The following is a 15,483-nucleotide window of genomic DNA, read 5'->3' as shown; positions in this document are numbered from 1 at the left end:
GGCATTGCCCACCCTATGGTCATCTAGCGTACTTCCTTCACCAACTTATCCCAGCCCAAATCCTTGAGGGAATTATTCCGGCGCAGGGGACGGGTTACGAGTTCCAAAATATCGCGGGCGTTCGTAAACCCGTGAATTTGGGCAAACGTAAATTCGACCGACCACTTGGTATTAATGCCGCGCGCCTCTAGGGGATTTGCATGGGCCATGCCAGTAATCACCAGATCCGGTTCCAGTTTGTAGATCCGTTGAACTTGATTGTAATTGTCGGGTTTCTCCACAATCCGGGGAGTGGGAACCCCCATTTCCTGACAGGTTTTCTCCAGGAGGGCTAACTCGGCTGCCTGATAGCGTTTGTCCATGTAGGGAATGCCAATTTCTGGCACCGTCATGCCGCACCGCACCAGGAAGCGAGCCAGGGAAATTTCTAGCAAATTGTCGCCCATGAAGAAGACCGACTTGCCGCGAATCAGTTGGACATACTCTTCCAGTCCTTCCCAGATTTGCGCTTCCCGCTCCTCCAATCCCTGCGGTGCAATGCCGAAGACCGAGCAAATTTTTTCAATCCAGGCGCGAGTGCCATCGGGCCCGATCGGGAAGGGTGCGCCGATCAGCTTGCATTTCCGTCGTCGCATCAAGGTCGTGGCTGTCCGCGACAGGAAGGGATTCACCCCTGCCACGTAGTAGCCCTCTTCCAGAACGGGTAACTCTGTGAATCGTTTAGCAGGCAACCAGCCGGATACTTTAATTCCCTGCTTCTTCAGTTCCAGGGTCAGGTTCGTTACCACGGGATCAGGCAGGGAACCGAACAGGACGAGGGGAGGATGATCCACATACTCCGACTCTTCCGCCACCACATCCTCTTTCTTGCGCCCAAAATTCAGGAGTTTTTGAATGCCGCCTCGCTCATCCTTTTCCGTTTCGCTCACTGGAGCTTTACTGGGACAGCGTTGAGCCATCGCCGCCAGCACCGTATCTTCGCCCTGGGTAAAGGCATAGTCCAACCCATTGGCCCGTGCCACCACGATCGGAATCCCAATTTCTGACTCTAACTTCGGAGCCAGCCCTTCCAGATCCATCTTGATGATTTCAGTGGTGCAAGTCCCAATCCAGACAATCACCGAGGGATTGCGATCGCGCTTAATCTGGACACAGAGCCGCTTCAGTTCCTCATAGTCATTGAGCTGGGCCGAGATATCCCCCTCTTCCAGCTCCGCCATCGCATAGCGGGGTTCTGCAAAAATCATCACGCCCATTGCATTCTGCAAGAAATAGCCGCAGGTTTTTGTCCCAATCACCAGAAAAAAGCTATCTTCAATCTTCTGGTACAGCCAGGCCACACAGCTAATCGGACAAAAGGTATGGTAATTCCCAGTTTCACACTCAAAGTCCAGGGCTTGGGGCTGAGTATTGGCAAGGGTCATGGTATAGGTTCCTCTCAAATGTGCGTATTGAGCAATGGGTATTAATGGGTGTTAACGATCGGAGTGAGGGGTGCGTTCCTCCCGATCAATGTCGTTCGTCTCTTCCACCTCTCGTTTAGGGAGTTCTCCTGCCGACAGTTCGACTGAATCCATTACCGGACGCACCACCGAAAACCGTTGTTCAAATACAGATGGAGATGAAGTAATCGACTGAACCGGGCGATCGGCAAGGGTGTCATCCGGATTGGGAGCTGGCTTCGGTTTGGGATTGACCAGGGGAGCTTTAACCGCAGGAGCAATGGGGGGTGTAGTAGTCGGTTTAGCAGTCGGTTTAGCGATCGGGGGAGCAGGCTGAGGTTTGGCAGGGAAGGACTGCGATCGATTGGGCTGGCGCGTTGGTTCGGGAGATTGTTTTGCTGGATCGGAAGCTTTTTGCTTTTGAGTAGGTTGAGCTGGATTGCTTTGAGGTTGCTCCATTGGGGGCTGTTCCGTCTGGGACTGCTCCGCCTGGGGCTGTTCCGGCTGGGCTGAATGAACGACCGTTTCAGGCAAAGCCTCAAAAGGATTAGCTTCAGATTCGGGTTCAGGTTCTCGTCCCGTCATCCGTTGCACTGCCACCTCAACCGTATTACCTTGCGGCAGCATTCTCACGGAGTGGGTATGACCGTTGGCGACAAGTTGTTCTGCTGCCTCAAAGGATTCCAATTCATCATCGGGATTAAAGTTCAGCCCCAACGCGATCACAATCCGATCGGGATTGCTACTGAGATCCACAATCAGGGGGAGCAGTTGCACCAGTTGGGGTTCCAGAGTCGATAACGTTCCGAGGATAAAGCTGGACGAGGGACGACGCTCGCCTTCGCAGGTTACCCACACCCCAAGATGAGTCAGCCAACTGCGATTGTCCCGATAGTACGTTAACCACTGCGCCTTTAGCGATTTGCGAAGATGCTCGATGTTCACGGCACACCTGTGAAGAGTTGTGAGTTAGTTAAAGTAATTTGCGCGTTGCACAGATATAACTCATAACCCAAAACTCACCCCTTATCACGACGAAATCCAACATCTCAAGCGAATCTTCCAGTTTCATCTTCTGAGTGCCCATCCAAATCACTTGAGTGTTTGAAATCCAAACTCCCTGACAGGGTTTTCAGATAGGGTCTAAAGGCGATCGGGCTAGACGGCAGGGGATACTAGATCTAAACCATCATCAGATCCAGTTCTTCCTCGGCGGTGGGCTGAGGCTTCACGGGATTGAGATAGAAGTCGGATAGGAGGCTGAACAGATCGCGATCGGGCGTATCCTGGGGAACAACGCCTTCGGGACGAGACAAGATCTGATCGGCAATGTTCAGGTAGTAATCGCAGACATAGCTGAGGGACGGATCGCTTTCCGCCATTTCAAACAGCGTTTTGCCCTTAACGCGAGACACCCGAATGTCTTCGATCAGGGGCAAGACCTCCAGAACGGGCATCGGCACGGACTCCACGTATTTATCGATCAAGTCCCGCTTCGAGGTACGGTTGCCGATTAATCCTGCCAGCCGCAGGGGATGGGTGCGAGCTTTTTCCCGCACTGAGGCAGCAATCCGGTTAGCGGCGAACAGGGCATCAAACCCGTTATCCGTCACGATCATGCAGTAGTCCGCATAGTTCAGGGGAGCTGCAAAGCCACCGCAAACCACATCACCCAACACATCAAACAAAATCACATCGTATTCATCGAAGGCATTTAGCTCCTTCAACAGCTTGACGGTTTCCCCTACGACATAACCGCCGCAGCCTGCTCCAGCGGGAGGGCCACCGGCCTCAACGCAATGCACACCGCCATAGCCCTTGTAGATCACATCTTCGGGCCAGATATCTTCGTAGTGAAAGTTTTTTTCTTGTAGGGTGTCAATAATGGTGGGAATTAAAAATCCGGTCAGGGTAAAGGTGCTGTCGTGCTTGGGGTCACAACCAATTTGCAACACCTTTTTTCCCCGTCGAGCCAGGGCGACCGAAATATTACAGCTTGTCGTGGATTTGCCGATTCCGCCTTTTCCGTAGACTGCTAGTTTCACGTTGAGTGTCTCCTAATCTCTTTCTCTCTAGCGGAGTTCTCTATAAAAGAGTTCTCTACAAACGGGGTGGGTCGCACCGCAACACGGGAACGACCCTTAGCCTTAACCTCAAGCCTCGCTTGGTGAATGTCTGCATTATTGACGAATTCTGGGAACAGTGAAAGGGGGACGATCGCCCGGTTGGGTTGTAAATCGACGAAAATAGAAGCATAGAAGACAAAATTCAATAAAATTGAACCTCATTGTTTCTGAAGTATTTATGGGAATTTATAAAACCATTTGTATTTTTCTATTTGGTAAATCAGAACAAAAGCAAAACGTTTTTAGAGCCAGGTGAATCCGATCGTCCCAAACCCAAAAATTGGAAATCATCAAATTCAGCCACTTTCGGGTCTGCAACCATGCTATTCAAGCAAAACTAATTCGGGTCAGCTCATACTGCTGTTTCCTTTAATTCTTAGCCCGATCGCCATTTTAAGGTTAAGCAAAATTCTGCTGGGACTGAAGTATCTACCCCTAATTGCTTCAATCTCAACTCGTTTCCAAGGCAGAACCCCAGACCACTGCTCCTCCACCCTTTCTCCGGTGGAAGCGATCGAATTTTTTCAAACACATTGTTAATTTTTGAGACGTTGATCGGTGATTCAGGGCAAACTACCACCGAACACCATCTGGCAACCCCTCAATCCTTGAGAAATACTATAAATCGTGACGCATTGCTCATGTTGGGGTACTCGGCTTCTGAGTAAGAATGCGATTTCGCCACATTTTCGAATGACGCAAGCTATCATTAGTTCGCTAGTTCCACCCTTTGAGTGTTCAGAGACAGTTTGGTTACATGGTGACAGAAACGGTTCAAAGTGGGCGATCGTCCTCCGTTCATCTAATCCCGCTTTTCAGATTGAACCGGAGACGCTCGTTCTTGTCCCAGAAGTGGGTTGCTCGAACATTGCAGTTCAGTTTGAGCAGTTACGAAAGCTGTCTAGACAATGGGGTACACTTCAAACTGTTTAGAAGCACTCTTTGACAAGAGCTAGTTGATGACTCCATCACAGAGAGTACGATCGCCCTCTGGCAAATCAGCATTGTTGTGTAGATAACCCGCAATCCACTCACAGCCGAGCCGCAACACATTCTCAGAATTAACGGTGGCGTTGAGATTCCAGATAATTGCAGTACCATCCGCACTGGCAGAGATCACCTGCTGACCATCTGCACTAAACGCGACTTTATTGATCGCCCCAGAGTGTCCGTTTAAGGTTCCTACGATCGCCCCATCGGGTTGCCACAGTTTCACGGTTCGATCGCCGGATGCAGAAGCAATCAGAGTGCGACTCGAACTGCCATCGTAATGGGCATGGTCTGTATAAGCCACACTTAAAAGCGGTGCTTCGTGTTGGGCAAAAGTGGTTAACAACGTGCCATCCGATCGCCAGAGCTTGGCTGTGGTATCGACAGAACCCGAAACGAGGTGCCTTCCATCTGGACTTAACACAACCGTCCGCACCATGCCTTGATGCCCGTCGAAGGCTTGTCGCAGTTCCCCATCCAGGCTCCACAATTTAGCCTGATTATCATTGCATCCAGTGGCGATCGTTTGACTGTCGGGACTAAAGACAACTGCACCCACGATCGAAGCGCAGGCTGACACCGTTCTCATCAGGGTTCCATCTTGATTCCAGATTGTGAATTTGCCACCATTAAAGTCACCCGCCGCGAGGTAAGCCCCATTGGGGCTAAAGGCAACCGTTCGTTTGGGAATCAGGTTAGCCGTTGTGCCTCGCAATCGGTTGAGTAACGCGCCATTCCGATCCCAAAGCTTAACCGTTCCATCCCAACTCGCCGTCGCAAACGCTTGACTATCCGCACTAAAGGCAATGTCTTGAATTTTAGAGTCGTGGGCATCGATCGAATGCAGCAACACTCCCTTTTGCTCCCACAGGTAGAGGTTGCCGCTACTGGTGCCCGTCACAATGCGATTTCCATCGGGGCTAACCGCTAATCCACTCACTTCTGCGGGGTGGCGGAGGAGGGTTAAAAATGGCATTCCTCCAGGCTTCCAGAACCGCACTGTTTTGTCTAAACTGGCTGAAAGAATCGTTTGACCATCGGGACTAAACGCCACGCCTCGAATCTCGCCATTGTGCCCCTGAAAGGTGGTCAGGGGTGCTCCATCGGATCGCCATAGTTTCGTCGCTCCATTCGCATCCACCGAAGCAAAGGTTCGACCATCGGGGCTAAAGGCAAGAGTGGTAAAGCCGCTATCGCTTTCTAGCGTTCTGATCAATTTGCCATCGGGTTGCCATAGTTTAATGGTGCCATCCTGCTCTGCTGACGCGATTAAGTCACCTTGAGCGCGATAAACCACACTGGTGACACCCGTGCGGTGCCCACTCAGCGTTCTCAGGAGCGTGCCAAATTCTGGAGAAGATGGGCGATCGACTCGCCAGATTCTCACCTGGTTATCGTAGGCACCCGTCACCAGCGATCGACCATCGGCACTGAAATCGATACCGAATACAAGCCCTTGATGGGGCAGGGTTTTCAACAAGGTGCCATCCCGCTGCCACAGCTTCACGGTCTGATCGGGACTGGCAGAGGCAATCAGTGATCCATCGGGACTGAAAATCGCCCGCCATACCCCCAGTGAATGCCCTTCGATCGTCTTTAATAACTTTCCATTTAAATCCCAGAGCTTGATGTTTCCATCGGCTCCAGATGACATGACGGTCGAACTGTCAGGGCTAAAGGCAACACTCCAGGCAAGATTGCCATGTCCCTGCATGGTAGCCACAGGGGAACCGTCGGCTTGCCAAAGTTGCACGCTGCCATCAAGACTGGCTGTGGCAATATAAGCTCCATTAGGACTGACCGCAACACTGTTCACGCCATTCTCAAACCCCGATATCCGATTCGATTCGATCGCCCCATAAACCGCTTGCTGCAAGGTTAATTCGACTTGCTGATGCAGTGCCTCTGGCTCAGAGGATTGTCGTTCAGACTGAACCGCAGGGATTGAGCTAGATTCACGCTGTCGATCCGCTGCTTGATTGTCCTGTTTCAAAGCTTGCAATCCAATCTGGGCTTTGATGGCTTGCACCAGCGCGTCTAATCGTCGTCCTGAGGCAAAGAATGCTTCTGAAGAGGAGGCGATCGCTTGAACTTCACTGATGCGTAGCTGCTGTTCTCGCTGTAGTGCCTGACGATACTGGACAAAGAGAGCCAACCCTAACCCCGCAGAAATCAGCAGAGCCACACTAACCAGCGACAAAATCAAGTTCTGTAGTCGCAGGTTGCGCTGTTCCAGCTTGCTTCGGGTTTCCTGTTGCTGCAATTCCTGACTGGCTGCCAAAAAGCGATAGTCGAGATCGCTCAAGCTCTTGCCCGTTGACCAGTCCAATGCACTCTTCAAGGCTCGTCCTCGCAACAATCGAGACTGATCTTCCTGGTTAGACGCAACCCAGGCACTCAACCCTTCTGAGTAGGGACGCAGGGCGGCAAGCTGTTGCTCAGTCCAGGTCAAATTAAAAATCTTTTCGTAAATCGGGCACCGAACTTGCAGGAATCCCTGTTCCTGAACCACCAAGCCAGACAGGAGCAGTTCAATCTGTTCACGGCTATCATCTGCTTTAATTCCATTGGTTATTAAACGTTGCTCCTCGCAGGTTAGCGTCTGAGGGAACAGCAAAACCTGCTGATAGATGCTCAACATCCTGGCAGCCCGTTGATCGTTGCGCTCAATCCGATCGCGAATCGTGCGGAGATGTTCAGGATTGTCTTGAGCTTTCCAATTATGAATAATGCGAGATTGCACCAATTGGTCTACCAGATCAGCACTATCAACTGGTTCTTTGTGCTGCTCCGCTAAACGATGATTGTGCTGGCTCTCGACGATTAACCGACACAGCTTTTGCGTTAGAAACGGTTGCCCGTTTGTCCAATCCAAAACCCGATCGAGGGCAGCCTGCGGATCGTCAACCACGCCTACCAATCCTTTCACCAGTGGCTCAATCTCATTGGGCTGGAAGCCGTGTAGCTCGATCGCCTGACCGATATTAAAGGGAGTCCGATGGCGATCTTGCATCAAGTCAGTGGGAGTCGCAACGCCGAACAAGGCAAAGTTTAGACGCTGGTAAGCTGAATGATTCGATCGCTGGATATAGCAAGACCGGATGAACGCAAAAAAGTCATTCACCGGAAAACTTAAACCAAGAATGCTATCAATCTCATCAATAAAAATAACTAACTGTTTATCAGGAAAAGCAGGCAGCATCACCTCTTCAATAAATACACTTAGCTGTTGAATGGGAGACAAATCCTCAACCTGCTGTTTCCAGGTTTTGAGATTCATTTCCAACTCAAAACTACGCCATAGCTCCAGAATAATTCCCCTGTACCACTGCTCCAGCGAAACCGTTTCGCTACCGATTCGGGTCATGTCGAGAAAAGCAGTCCAGATTCCCTGCTGGGTTAAAAGACGACGGGTGCGAAACAACAAGGAAGACTTCCCCATTTGGCGCGAATTAAACACATAGCAGAACCTTCCTGCCATCAATGCCTCAAACAATTCAGCATCCGCTCGACGCACTACATAAGTAGGCGCATCCACTGATAAACTGCCACCGACATGGTATTGGTAAGGGGTCATTCAATCATCTGAGGATTATGAGCAGCAAAAAACTGTTGATAGAGTTTGCACAGGGGTTGAGCATGGCAACTATCATCAAATTGAATCAGCCCCAGGCTTTCTAACTTGTGGGCGATCGCCAGTTCCAAACCCACGCCTGTTTCTGCCTGCACAACTTGCTGAAATGCTTCGGCTAATTCTGCTTCGTCTTGCAACTTGACCAGGCAGTGATTGAGATGACTGGCATAGATGCCAACAGGGGTAGACGCTTTTTGTAACAGATCCTCCAGGGTAGATTGACCACTCCAGAGATGATAGAGTGCCAACTGAATTAAGTAAGGATGACCACCAACCCACTCCATTAAGGGTGGCGCAACGTCTCTGGAAAGACCATAAGCCTGCGCCAGAACCTGAACATCTTCTATGGTTAGGAGTGGTAAATCGATCGGCAGTCCGACATTAAACGGAGATTGATTCAGGTTCAGGGGCACGTATACTTCAGTAGAATAGCTGAGAATAAACCGGAGTTTATGGAGCGGTGTATCGCTCTTTGCTTCCTCATACCAGGAGCGTAATAACGGTAAGAATTCACGAGAAATTTCAGAATACTCAAAGACACGGTTAATTTCATTAAATAGCAACACAATCGGAACACGGGTTTTCTTGAGTAAAACCTGTTGTAGATAAACCGTACTACTGACCTTGCTGCCTACTTCGGTATCCCAGTAATCATCCAACGCAGGAGAAAGATCAAGCTGATAACTCAGAATGGTGCAGAGCCAGCGAAGAAAGCGATCGATACCGGAAAACACCGCCTCGTCTGCTCGTTTCAGGTCAATCTGGAGGATGCGGTAGCCCAGCGATGTCGCGTGATCAAGCAACCGCAGCGTAAACGAACTTTTTCCCATTTTTCGGGCAGCTTTGACCCGGATCAAGCCACCCGATTGGCTAATCTCAGCCCGTGCCCGTGCTTGCAATACGGGTTGTTCAATGTAGTAAGGAGAATCCAAAGGAACAGGCCCACCCGGAAAATCAGGGGGTTGCTTTTGCTTGCAGTCGATCGCGCTTGGTTCATGGCTCAGACCTGCTAACTTCACCAGATTGTCCGGCTGAGTTGCCGAGCAATAATCTTGAGGCTCAAGCTCCATTGCCAATGACTGAAAAAGGGTTTTGAGCGATCGCTCATCCACCCCGGTTTGTTGCTCAACAATTTTTTTAATCGTCGTTGAGTGTAATCCTTGCGGATCAGCTAATTGAGTTTGTCGAGCCAGGACGGGTAGCGTAAATTTGTAGCCCTTCTGAGCCTCTAATTGTGACAATTGAAACTGTAGCTTGTGTCTACCAGCCTCGCTCAGGATATACCCACGATGCCGCTTGGATTTGAGTTGTCGCGCTTTCATGAGTCCGCCAAGACCTCACAGAATGGGGGCAATCAGACCGTCCAAAGACAAAGAATTAAGGAAACCGCATCAAGCTTGTATCAGCCTATTGATCGGTTCTTGCAATAACAGGTAAGCACAATCACTAGATATTCGCAACAATCAGAACCTCCGGATATCAAGGTATCCGCCAAGATCGATTGCATAACTAGCCGAACAACAGGCTACTGCCCCACGCCAGATTTTTGCTAACTACAGCTAAACGCATCCTCACAAGGAGAAGCTTACGAACACGACACTCCCTTTGATCGGCTCCATACGAACCGTAATACTGGGGTTTCGAGAATTTCTTTGTTAAGAAAAAAGCGATCAGCCTTACGACAAGAGTAAATCTAATTCAGGAGTCCTGCTCATCTTCTTATCTTCTTTTAATACAACAGCGTTTATGCCAGTTTGACCAGGTATTCCTTCAAAGGTTGCCCAGACGTTGGTGTTATCAACAAAGCTGACACCGCCAATAGCTCCAAAGCATGAGCTGAAAATTAGTCAAGTTAAAAATTGTCGTTATATAGCTGTAGTCACAGTAGTTAGGACAAATTTAGAGGTAAAAGCCCCGCAGCGCGGGGCTTTTACCTTCCTAATCTCAGTGCGTAGCACTATACTTTCAACGTGATCTCGGTAGTGTCTCTCAAAGAAATCGCCTGAGCAAAAAGCTTGAATTTGGACATGGAGATCTCAATTTTCAGAGCTTAAAGATCCCTCAGAATTGTCTAACCAATTGGGTTCACTTCAATCTGGCTCCACTGCTGGTTGCGGAGCAGCATTGTCTGTTCCTGGGGCCAGGCATAGAAGTCCGTTTCGTAGAGATTAAGGGCAGACCGGGGATGATCGATCGCCTCTGAGCCTTCAGGCTTGTGCATTAGCTTGCTCCAACCGCTGTTTTTATTGTAAAACCGAGATATGGAAAAAGTTCTAATCATTACAGGGGGAAGTCGTGGCATTGGTGCGGCCACTGCTTGCCTCGCAGCCGAACAAGGTTATGCCGTTTGTATCAGCTATCTGCGCAATCAATCAGCCGCCAACCAAATTGTTCAAACAATCATGCAGATCGGAGGTAAAGCGATCGCAGTGGCAGCCGATGTGGCTTCCGAACAGGATGTTATTGATCTGTTTCAGACCGTCGATCAACAATTCGGCAAAGTGACTGCCCTGGTGAATAATGCTGGTATTTTAGAACGACAAATGCGAGTCGAGGAAATGGATGCCGATCGGTTAAATCGCATCTTTACCACCAACATTACCGGAAGTTTTCTTTGTGCGCGAGAAGCGATCAAACGAATGTCTACCAGACGGGGCGGAGCAGGAGGCGCGATCGTCAATGTTTCCTCCGTTGCAGCCCGTTTAGGTGCTCCAGGCGAGTATGTAGACTATGCCGCATCTAAAGGTGCGATCGATACCCTGACCATTGGATTAGCCAGGGAAGTGGCGGATGAGGGAATTCGGGTGAATGCCGTTCGTCCTGGTTTTATCTACACCGATATTCATGCCAGTGGCGGTGAACCCGATCGAGTAGAGCGAGTTAAAGCCTTTGTGCCCATGCAGCGAGGCGGACAAGCCATTGAGGTCGCACGGGCAATTTTGTGGCTCCTATCGGCAGAAGCGTCCTACACGACGGGGGCATTGATTGATGTGGCAGGGGGGAAGTGATGTCCATGTTAGATTTTGGATTTTGGATTTTGGATTTTGGATTTTGGCTGAACGAATTTCGGATGAATGAATTTAACCCTATCCCCCTTTAACTTTCAGGCTGAGTATCGGTGCCTGACCCAATCGATCGCGGCACAATCAGTTCAATCACCGAATCCGTTAAAGCTCTGGTCAGTTGAGTTGGGGTTAGCGATCGCACCAGGCGAATTGGCATGGTTTCCTGACTGATGCGTTGGGCGTAGGCTGGATTCAGGTAAAACTGATAGCTGTTGTCAGCAGCTACGTAGTTGCCCATGAAGGCCAGACTGAGGCTGCGGAGGTAGGTGTGGGCCAGGGCGGGGTCTGGGCCAATCACCTGAGGTGGCAGGGGGAGGACTTCGCCCGAATCGATCGCCTCTGGGTTGGGAATGTCGATCGCCGAAAAATGGGTGCCGCCCTCCAGGATAGCCAGATAGCGGTTGGGCGTGCGGAGCCAGGTGAACGGACGAATTTGTTCCAGCAAAGCCGGAGCGACGGTATCTGAACTGCTGCTGACGATCAGGACGGGAACCTGGATCGCAGCATAATCCTCCTGCCCCAATAAACTGCTGCCGATCGGATTAATTGCCACCACCGCCTGAACCCGTTCATCTTTCAAGGGAGGACTCGATCGCGGTAAATCCAGGGCCCGGCATTGTAGCAGCAGAGAGAGATTAAAGGAATTTCCCGTACATTCTGCTTCGAGTTGATCAAAGTTGAGATCTGCCCCCGCCAGCACCAGAGCCGTATAGCCTCCCATCGACTGACCAATTACACCCACTCGCTGCACATCCAGTCGTCCCTGGAAGTCCGGATCGCGCTCAGAGAGAGTTTCTAGATGATCCAGTAAATAGGTGATATCCAAAGGGCGATCGATAAATTCCGCTGGGGATGTCACCTGGCTGGCGGTTCCTGAAATCAAAGCCTGCATTTGCGTCGCATTACTACCGGGATGCTCCGGCACGGCTACCGCAAATCCGTAGGAAGCCAGATGGGCTGCCAGATAGGCATAGGTGGTGCGATCGGAACCCAGCCCGTGGGAAATCACAATGAGGGGAGCTGCCGGATCGTCTGGTTCCAGGCGTGGTAAATAGAGATCAACAGGAAACGATCGGCTACGGGTGGAATCCGTTAAATCGAACGAATACACTTCCCAGGGAGTGTCACCTGCGACCCGCAAATCGGGTAAGGAATCAAACGGAATCCAGCGACCAAATTCCGCTTCCAGGGTAGACTGTTCCTGAATCAAAGCCATTGCATCCTGGGTTTGGGTGACTAAATCCTCCAACTGGCCCATCAGTTGAAGCGATCGGTTCAAATCTACCCGCAGTCCAGTCAGAGGAAATTCTCTCAGAACGTTAATCATCGTCAACCCGTTTTCCGGTTCGGCCGCCGCCGCAATCAAGGCCGATCGAATTGCATAAAACCCTGGCAGATTCGCCTGCGTCCGGATCACCTCACTCAATCGCCGCAGCAGAATTTCTCCCTGTTCCGTGTAAAGAAACTGAGCCACGGCCGTTGGGGTGAGATCCACCTGCGAGGACAACATCTGGCGAAAATCCTCACGCTGCTGCGGAGACAGATGGCGGACGATTCCCCGCAAATCACTGGGTGTTTCCCCCGTTCGCGCATAAACCTCCAGCGACTCCACCGCAATCGATCGCTCTATTGCTCCATAGGTCAGGGTGACGGTTTGTGCTGCTTGAACAGAACTTGCATTCAGAGCCAGGGGAAGACTCAATCCCGCCAGAATCCACCAGGGCGATCGGCTGAGTCTGGAAAAAATACCAAATCCCTTACCTCTGGACTGACTCCTGGCAGAGTTCGATGCAGAGTCCGATTTGGCAACAGCTCTCTGAGAAGTTACTAAACCCAGGCGATTCATAATCAGGATCTCCCTGAATGGATGGGTCAGGTCATGGGGCTAAACGTTGTACTTTTAGTCCTACTGTAACAGGTCGTAAAAAAACGTCATGTTATCCCTGTTCTGAGGATGCAATCAGATCTTGCAGTTCCGCTTCCGACAACTGGGTGATTCCTAACTCTTCAGCCTTCTTCAGTTTTGATCCGGCATCTTCGCCCACCACAACATAATTCGTTTTAGAACTGACGGAACCCGTCACCTTGCCGCCTGCGGTTTGAATCAGGGACTTGGCTTCATCCCGCGTCAGGGTGGGCAGGGTTCCCGTCACCACAAAGGTTTTGCCTGCCAGGGGCTTGGGAGTCGAAATGGCCTCGTTGGGATCCACCTCACGGGCAAGCTGTAACCCTGCTTTCCGCAACCGATCGATCAAGTGCTGGTTGGCTGGAACCCGGAACCACTGATGCACCGATTGGGCAATTTCAGAACCAATGCCATAAACCGAAGCGATCGCCTCAATGTCTGCGGCCGCCAGCTTTTCCACCGAGGGAAACGATTCCGTCAACACCTGAGCATTCACACTCCCCACATGGCGAATCCCCAGCCCGTACAGCACCCGCGCCCAGGGTTGTTGCTGCGACTGCTCGATCGCCTGCACCAGCTTTTCCGCCGATTTCTGCCCCATGCGGTCGATCGTCACCAACTGCTCCACCGTCAGATCGTACAGATCCGCCACTGTTTGAATTAAACCGCGATCGACAAACTGCTGTACCCACTTTTCGCCCAATCCATTAATATCCAGGGCATCCCGCCCCGCCCAGTGAATCACCGATCGCCGCAAAATCGCCGGACAGGAAGCATTGACGCAGCGAATCACCGCTTCCCCTTCCTCCCGCACCAGGGGCTGTTCACACTCTGGGCAGTGGGTCGGCATCTGAAACGGTTCCGTACCCTCCGGACGCAGTTCAGGCAGCACCCGCACCACTTCGGGAATAATCTCTCCCGCCTTGCGGACAATCACCGTATCTCCGACGCGAATATCCAGTTCCGCAATCCGATCGGCATTGTGCAGGGTGGCTTTTGATACCGTCGTTCCCGCCAACTGAACTGGCCGCAGTTCTGCTAATGGCGTGACGGCTCCCGTCCGGCCCACATTCACCCCAATCCGCTCCACCACGGTAGGCGCTTCCTCCGGTGGATACTTCAGCGCGATCGCCCAGCGGGGAAACTTCTGGGTAAAGCCAAGCTGCTCCTGCAAGGTCAGGGAATTTAGCTTCACCACCACTCCATCGGTCATATAAGGCAACGACTGCCGTTCCGTAGACCAGCGATCGTAGTAGTCCTGCACCGCCTCCAGAGAGTCGCAGATCTGGCGATGGGGGTTAACTTTGAAGCCGAGTTGGGTCAGGAGTTCAAGGCAGTTCCATTGGGAGGAGGGGAGTGGGGAGTGGGGAGTGGGGAGATTCGAGGAGGGAGATTCGAGGAGGGTGAGTTGTTGGTCGGGGGGTTGAGGATTGGGATCAGAGGGGTGGTCGAGGATGTGGAGGGTGTAGGCGAAAAAGTCGAGTTTCCGTTTGGCTACGATGCGGGAGTCAAGCTGGCGGAGGGTTCCGGCGGCAGCGTTGCGAGGATTGGCGAAGAGGGGTTCACCTGCGGCTTCCCGCTCCTGGTTGATTTGCTGAAAGACTTCCAGGCTGAGGAAGGCTTCACCCCGAACTTCGACGATGGCAGGCGGATTGTCCATCTGGAGCCGCAGGGGGATCGATCGAATGGTTTTAATGTTCTGAGTAATCTCCTCTCCAGTTACCCCATCCCCCCGTGTCGCCCCTCGCACCAATCGTCCATGCTCGTAGGTGAGGGCCAGGGCATTACCGTCAATTTTTAGTTCACAGACGTATTCAACCAGGGGTTCTGAGGATTCAGACTTGGCCCTGCGATCGCGCCCCTGCCAATACCGCTGCCACCGCTCCTGCCAACTGGCGAACTCTGCCATATCAAAGGCGTTCTCCAGGCTGTAGAGGGGAACGTTGTGCTTGACAGAGGAAAATCGAGTGGCGGCCTTTTCCCCGACTCTTTGAGTGGGACTATCGGGGGTAATCAACTCAGGATGGGCTTGCTCCAGGTCTTGCAGTTCCCGATAAAGCTGGTCATAGACGGCATCAGGGAGAGTCGGTGCGTCCAGAACATAATATTCGTAGCTGGCCTGCTGAAGCTGCTGGCGGAGGGTTTCAATGCGTTGTGCGGCAGTCGATGCGTCCATTCAGGCTTCAATTTGCGGGTTGACGAGTTTGATCACTGGATGCTTGGGAATGCGAATTTAATATATCCCGCTTCTGTCGCATTGGCGATAGTAAAATTCAGATGTCTTGCTGCATTTAGGTTTCGCCCTTTTGCCGTTTGATTT

At 51.4% G+C, this 15,483-nt stretch carries 9 protein-coding genes; 1 reads left to right on the top strand and 8 read right to left on the bottom strand.

Features of this window, described 5'->3' with window-relative positions; translation table 11 throughout:
- Positions 1-23 precede the first annotated feature (23 nt).
- From ACM1PF_RS13145 to ACM1PF_RS13120, 6 genes are all read right to left on the bottom strand, one after another.
- Positions 24-1,424 (bottom strand): ferredoxin:protochlorophyllide reductase (ATP-dependent) subunit N, encoded by a 1,401-nt coding sequence (locus ACM1PF_RS13145; protein WP_416675158.1) that lies wholly within the window; start codon positions 1,422-1,424, stop codon positions 24-26.
- A 51-nt stretch (positions 1,425-1,475) separates the two neighbouring features.
- Positions 1,476-2,387, bottom strand: a complete 912-nt coding sequence (locus tag ACM1PF_RS13140; RefSeq protein ID WP_416675155.1) for a DUF5331 domain-containing protein — start codon at positions 2,385-2,387, stop codon at positions 1,476-1,478.
- A 236-nt stretch (positions 2,388-2,623) separates the two neighbouring features.
- Positions 2,624-3,487 (bottom strand): ferredoxin:protochlorophyllide reductase (ATP-dependent) iron-sulfur ATP-binding protein, encoded by an 864-nt coding sequence (gene bchL / locus ACM1PF_RS13135; RefSeq protein ID WP_416675152.1) that lies wholly within the window; start codon positions 3,485-3,487, stop codon positions 2,624-2,626.
- A gap of 1,033 nt (positions 3,488-4,520) precedes the next feature.
- Entirely contained in the window at positions 4,521-8,135 is a 3,615-nt protein-coding gene (locus ACM1PF_RS13130) for an AAA-like domain-containing protein (RefSeq protein ID WP_416675149.1), read from the bottom strand.
- Positions 8,132-9,514 carry an AAA-like domain-containing protein gene (locus tag ACM1PF_RS13125; RefSeq protein ID WP_416675147.1) on the bottom strand — a complete coding sequence of 461 codons (1,383 nt, stop codon included), beginning with the start codon at positions 9,512-9,514 and terminating at the stop codon, positions 8,132-8,134. The genes ACM1PF_RS13130 and ACM1PF_RS13125 overlap by 4 nt, the downstream gene beginning before the upstream one ends.
- Positions 9,515-10,263: 749 nt before the next feature.
- Positions 10,264-10,413, bottom strand: a complete 150-nt coding sequence (locus ACM1PF_RS13120; RefSeq protein WP_416675145.1) for a DUF29 family protein — start codon at positions 10,411-10,413, stop codon at positions 10,264-10,266.
- 40 nt (positions 10,414-10,453) lie between these two features.
- Here ACM1PF_RS13120 and ACM1PF_RS13115 point away from each other — a divergent pair, with 40 nt between their 5' ends.
- The gene (locus tag ACM1PF_RS13115; RefSeq protein ID WP_416675142.1) at positions 10,454-11,200 is read left to right on the top strand and encodes an SDR family oxidoreductase; all 747 of its coding nucleotides are present in this window, start codon (positions 10,454-10,456) and stop codon (positions 11,198-11,200) included.
- Positions 11,201-11,288: 88 nt separating this feature from the next.
- On the opposite strand, the gene ACM1PF_RS13110 is transcribed toward ACM1PF_RS13115, so the two are convergent.
- Together ACM1PF_RS13110 and ligA are read right to left on the bottom strand one after the other, a co-directional pair.
- Positions 11,289-13,103, bottom strand: coding sequence for an alpha/beta hydrolase (locus ACM1PF_RS13110; RefSeq protein ID WP_416675139.1), 1,815 nt, complete (start codon positions 13,101-13,103; stop codon positions 11,289-11,291).
- A gap of 91 nt (positions 13,104-13,194) precedes the next feature.
- Positions 13,195-15,339 (bottom strand): NAD-dependent DNA ligase LigA, encoded by a 2,145-nt coding sequence (ligA, locus tag ACM1PF_RS13105; RefSeq protein ID WP_416675136.1) that lies wholly within the window; start codon positions 15,337-15,339, stop codon positions 13,195-13,197.
- Positions 15,340-15,483 lie beyond the last annotated feature (144 nt).

The sequence above is a fragment of the Egbenema bharatensis FJBBOT/2019 genome, assembly GCF_048077055.1.
In the GTDB taxonomy this organism is placed as follows: domain Bacteria; phylum Cyanobacteriota; class Cyanobacteriia; order Elainellales; family Elainellaceae; genus Egbenema; species Egbenema bharatensis.
Note: the sequence above shows the minus strand (reverse complement) of the source record. Positions and strands in the feature narration are given on the sequence as shown.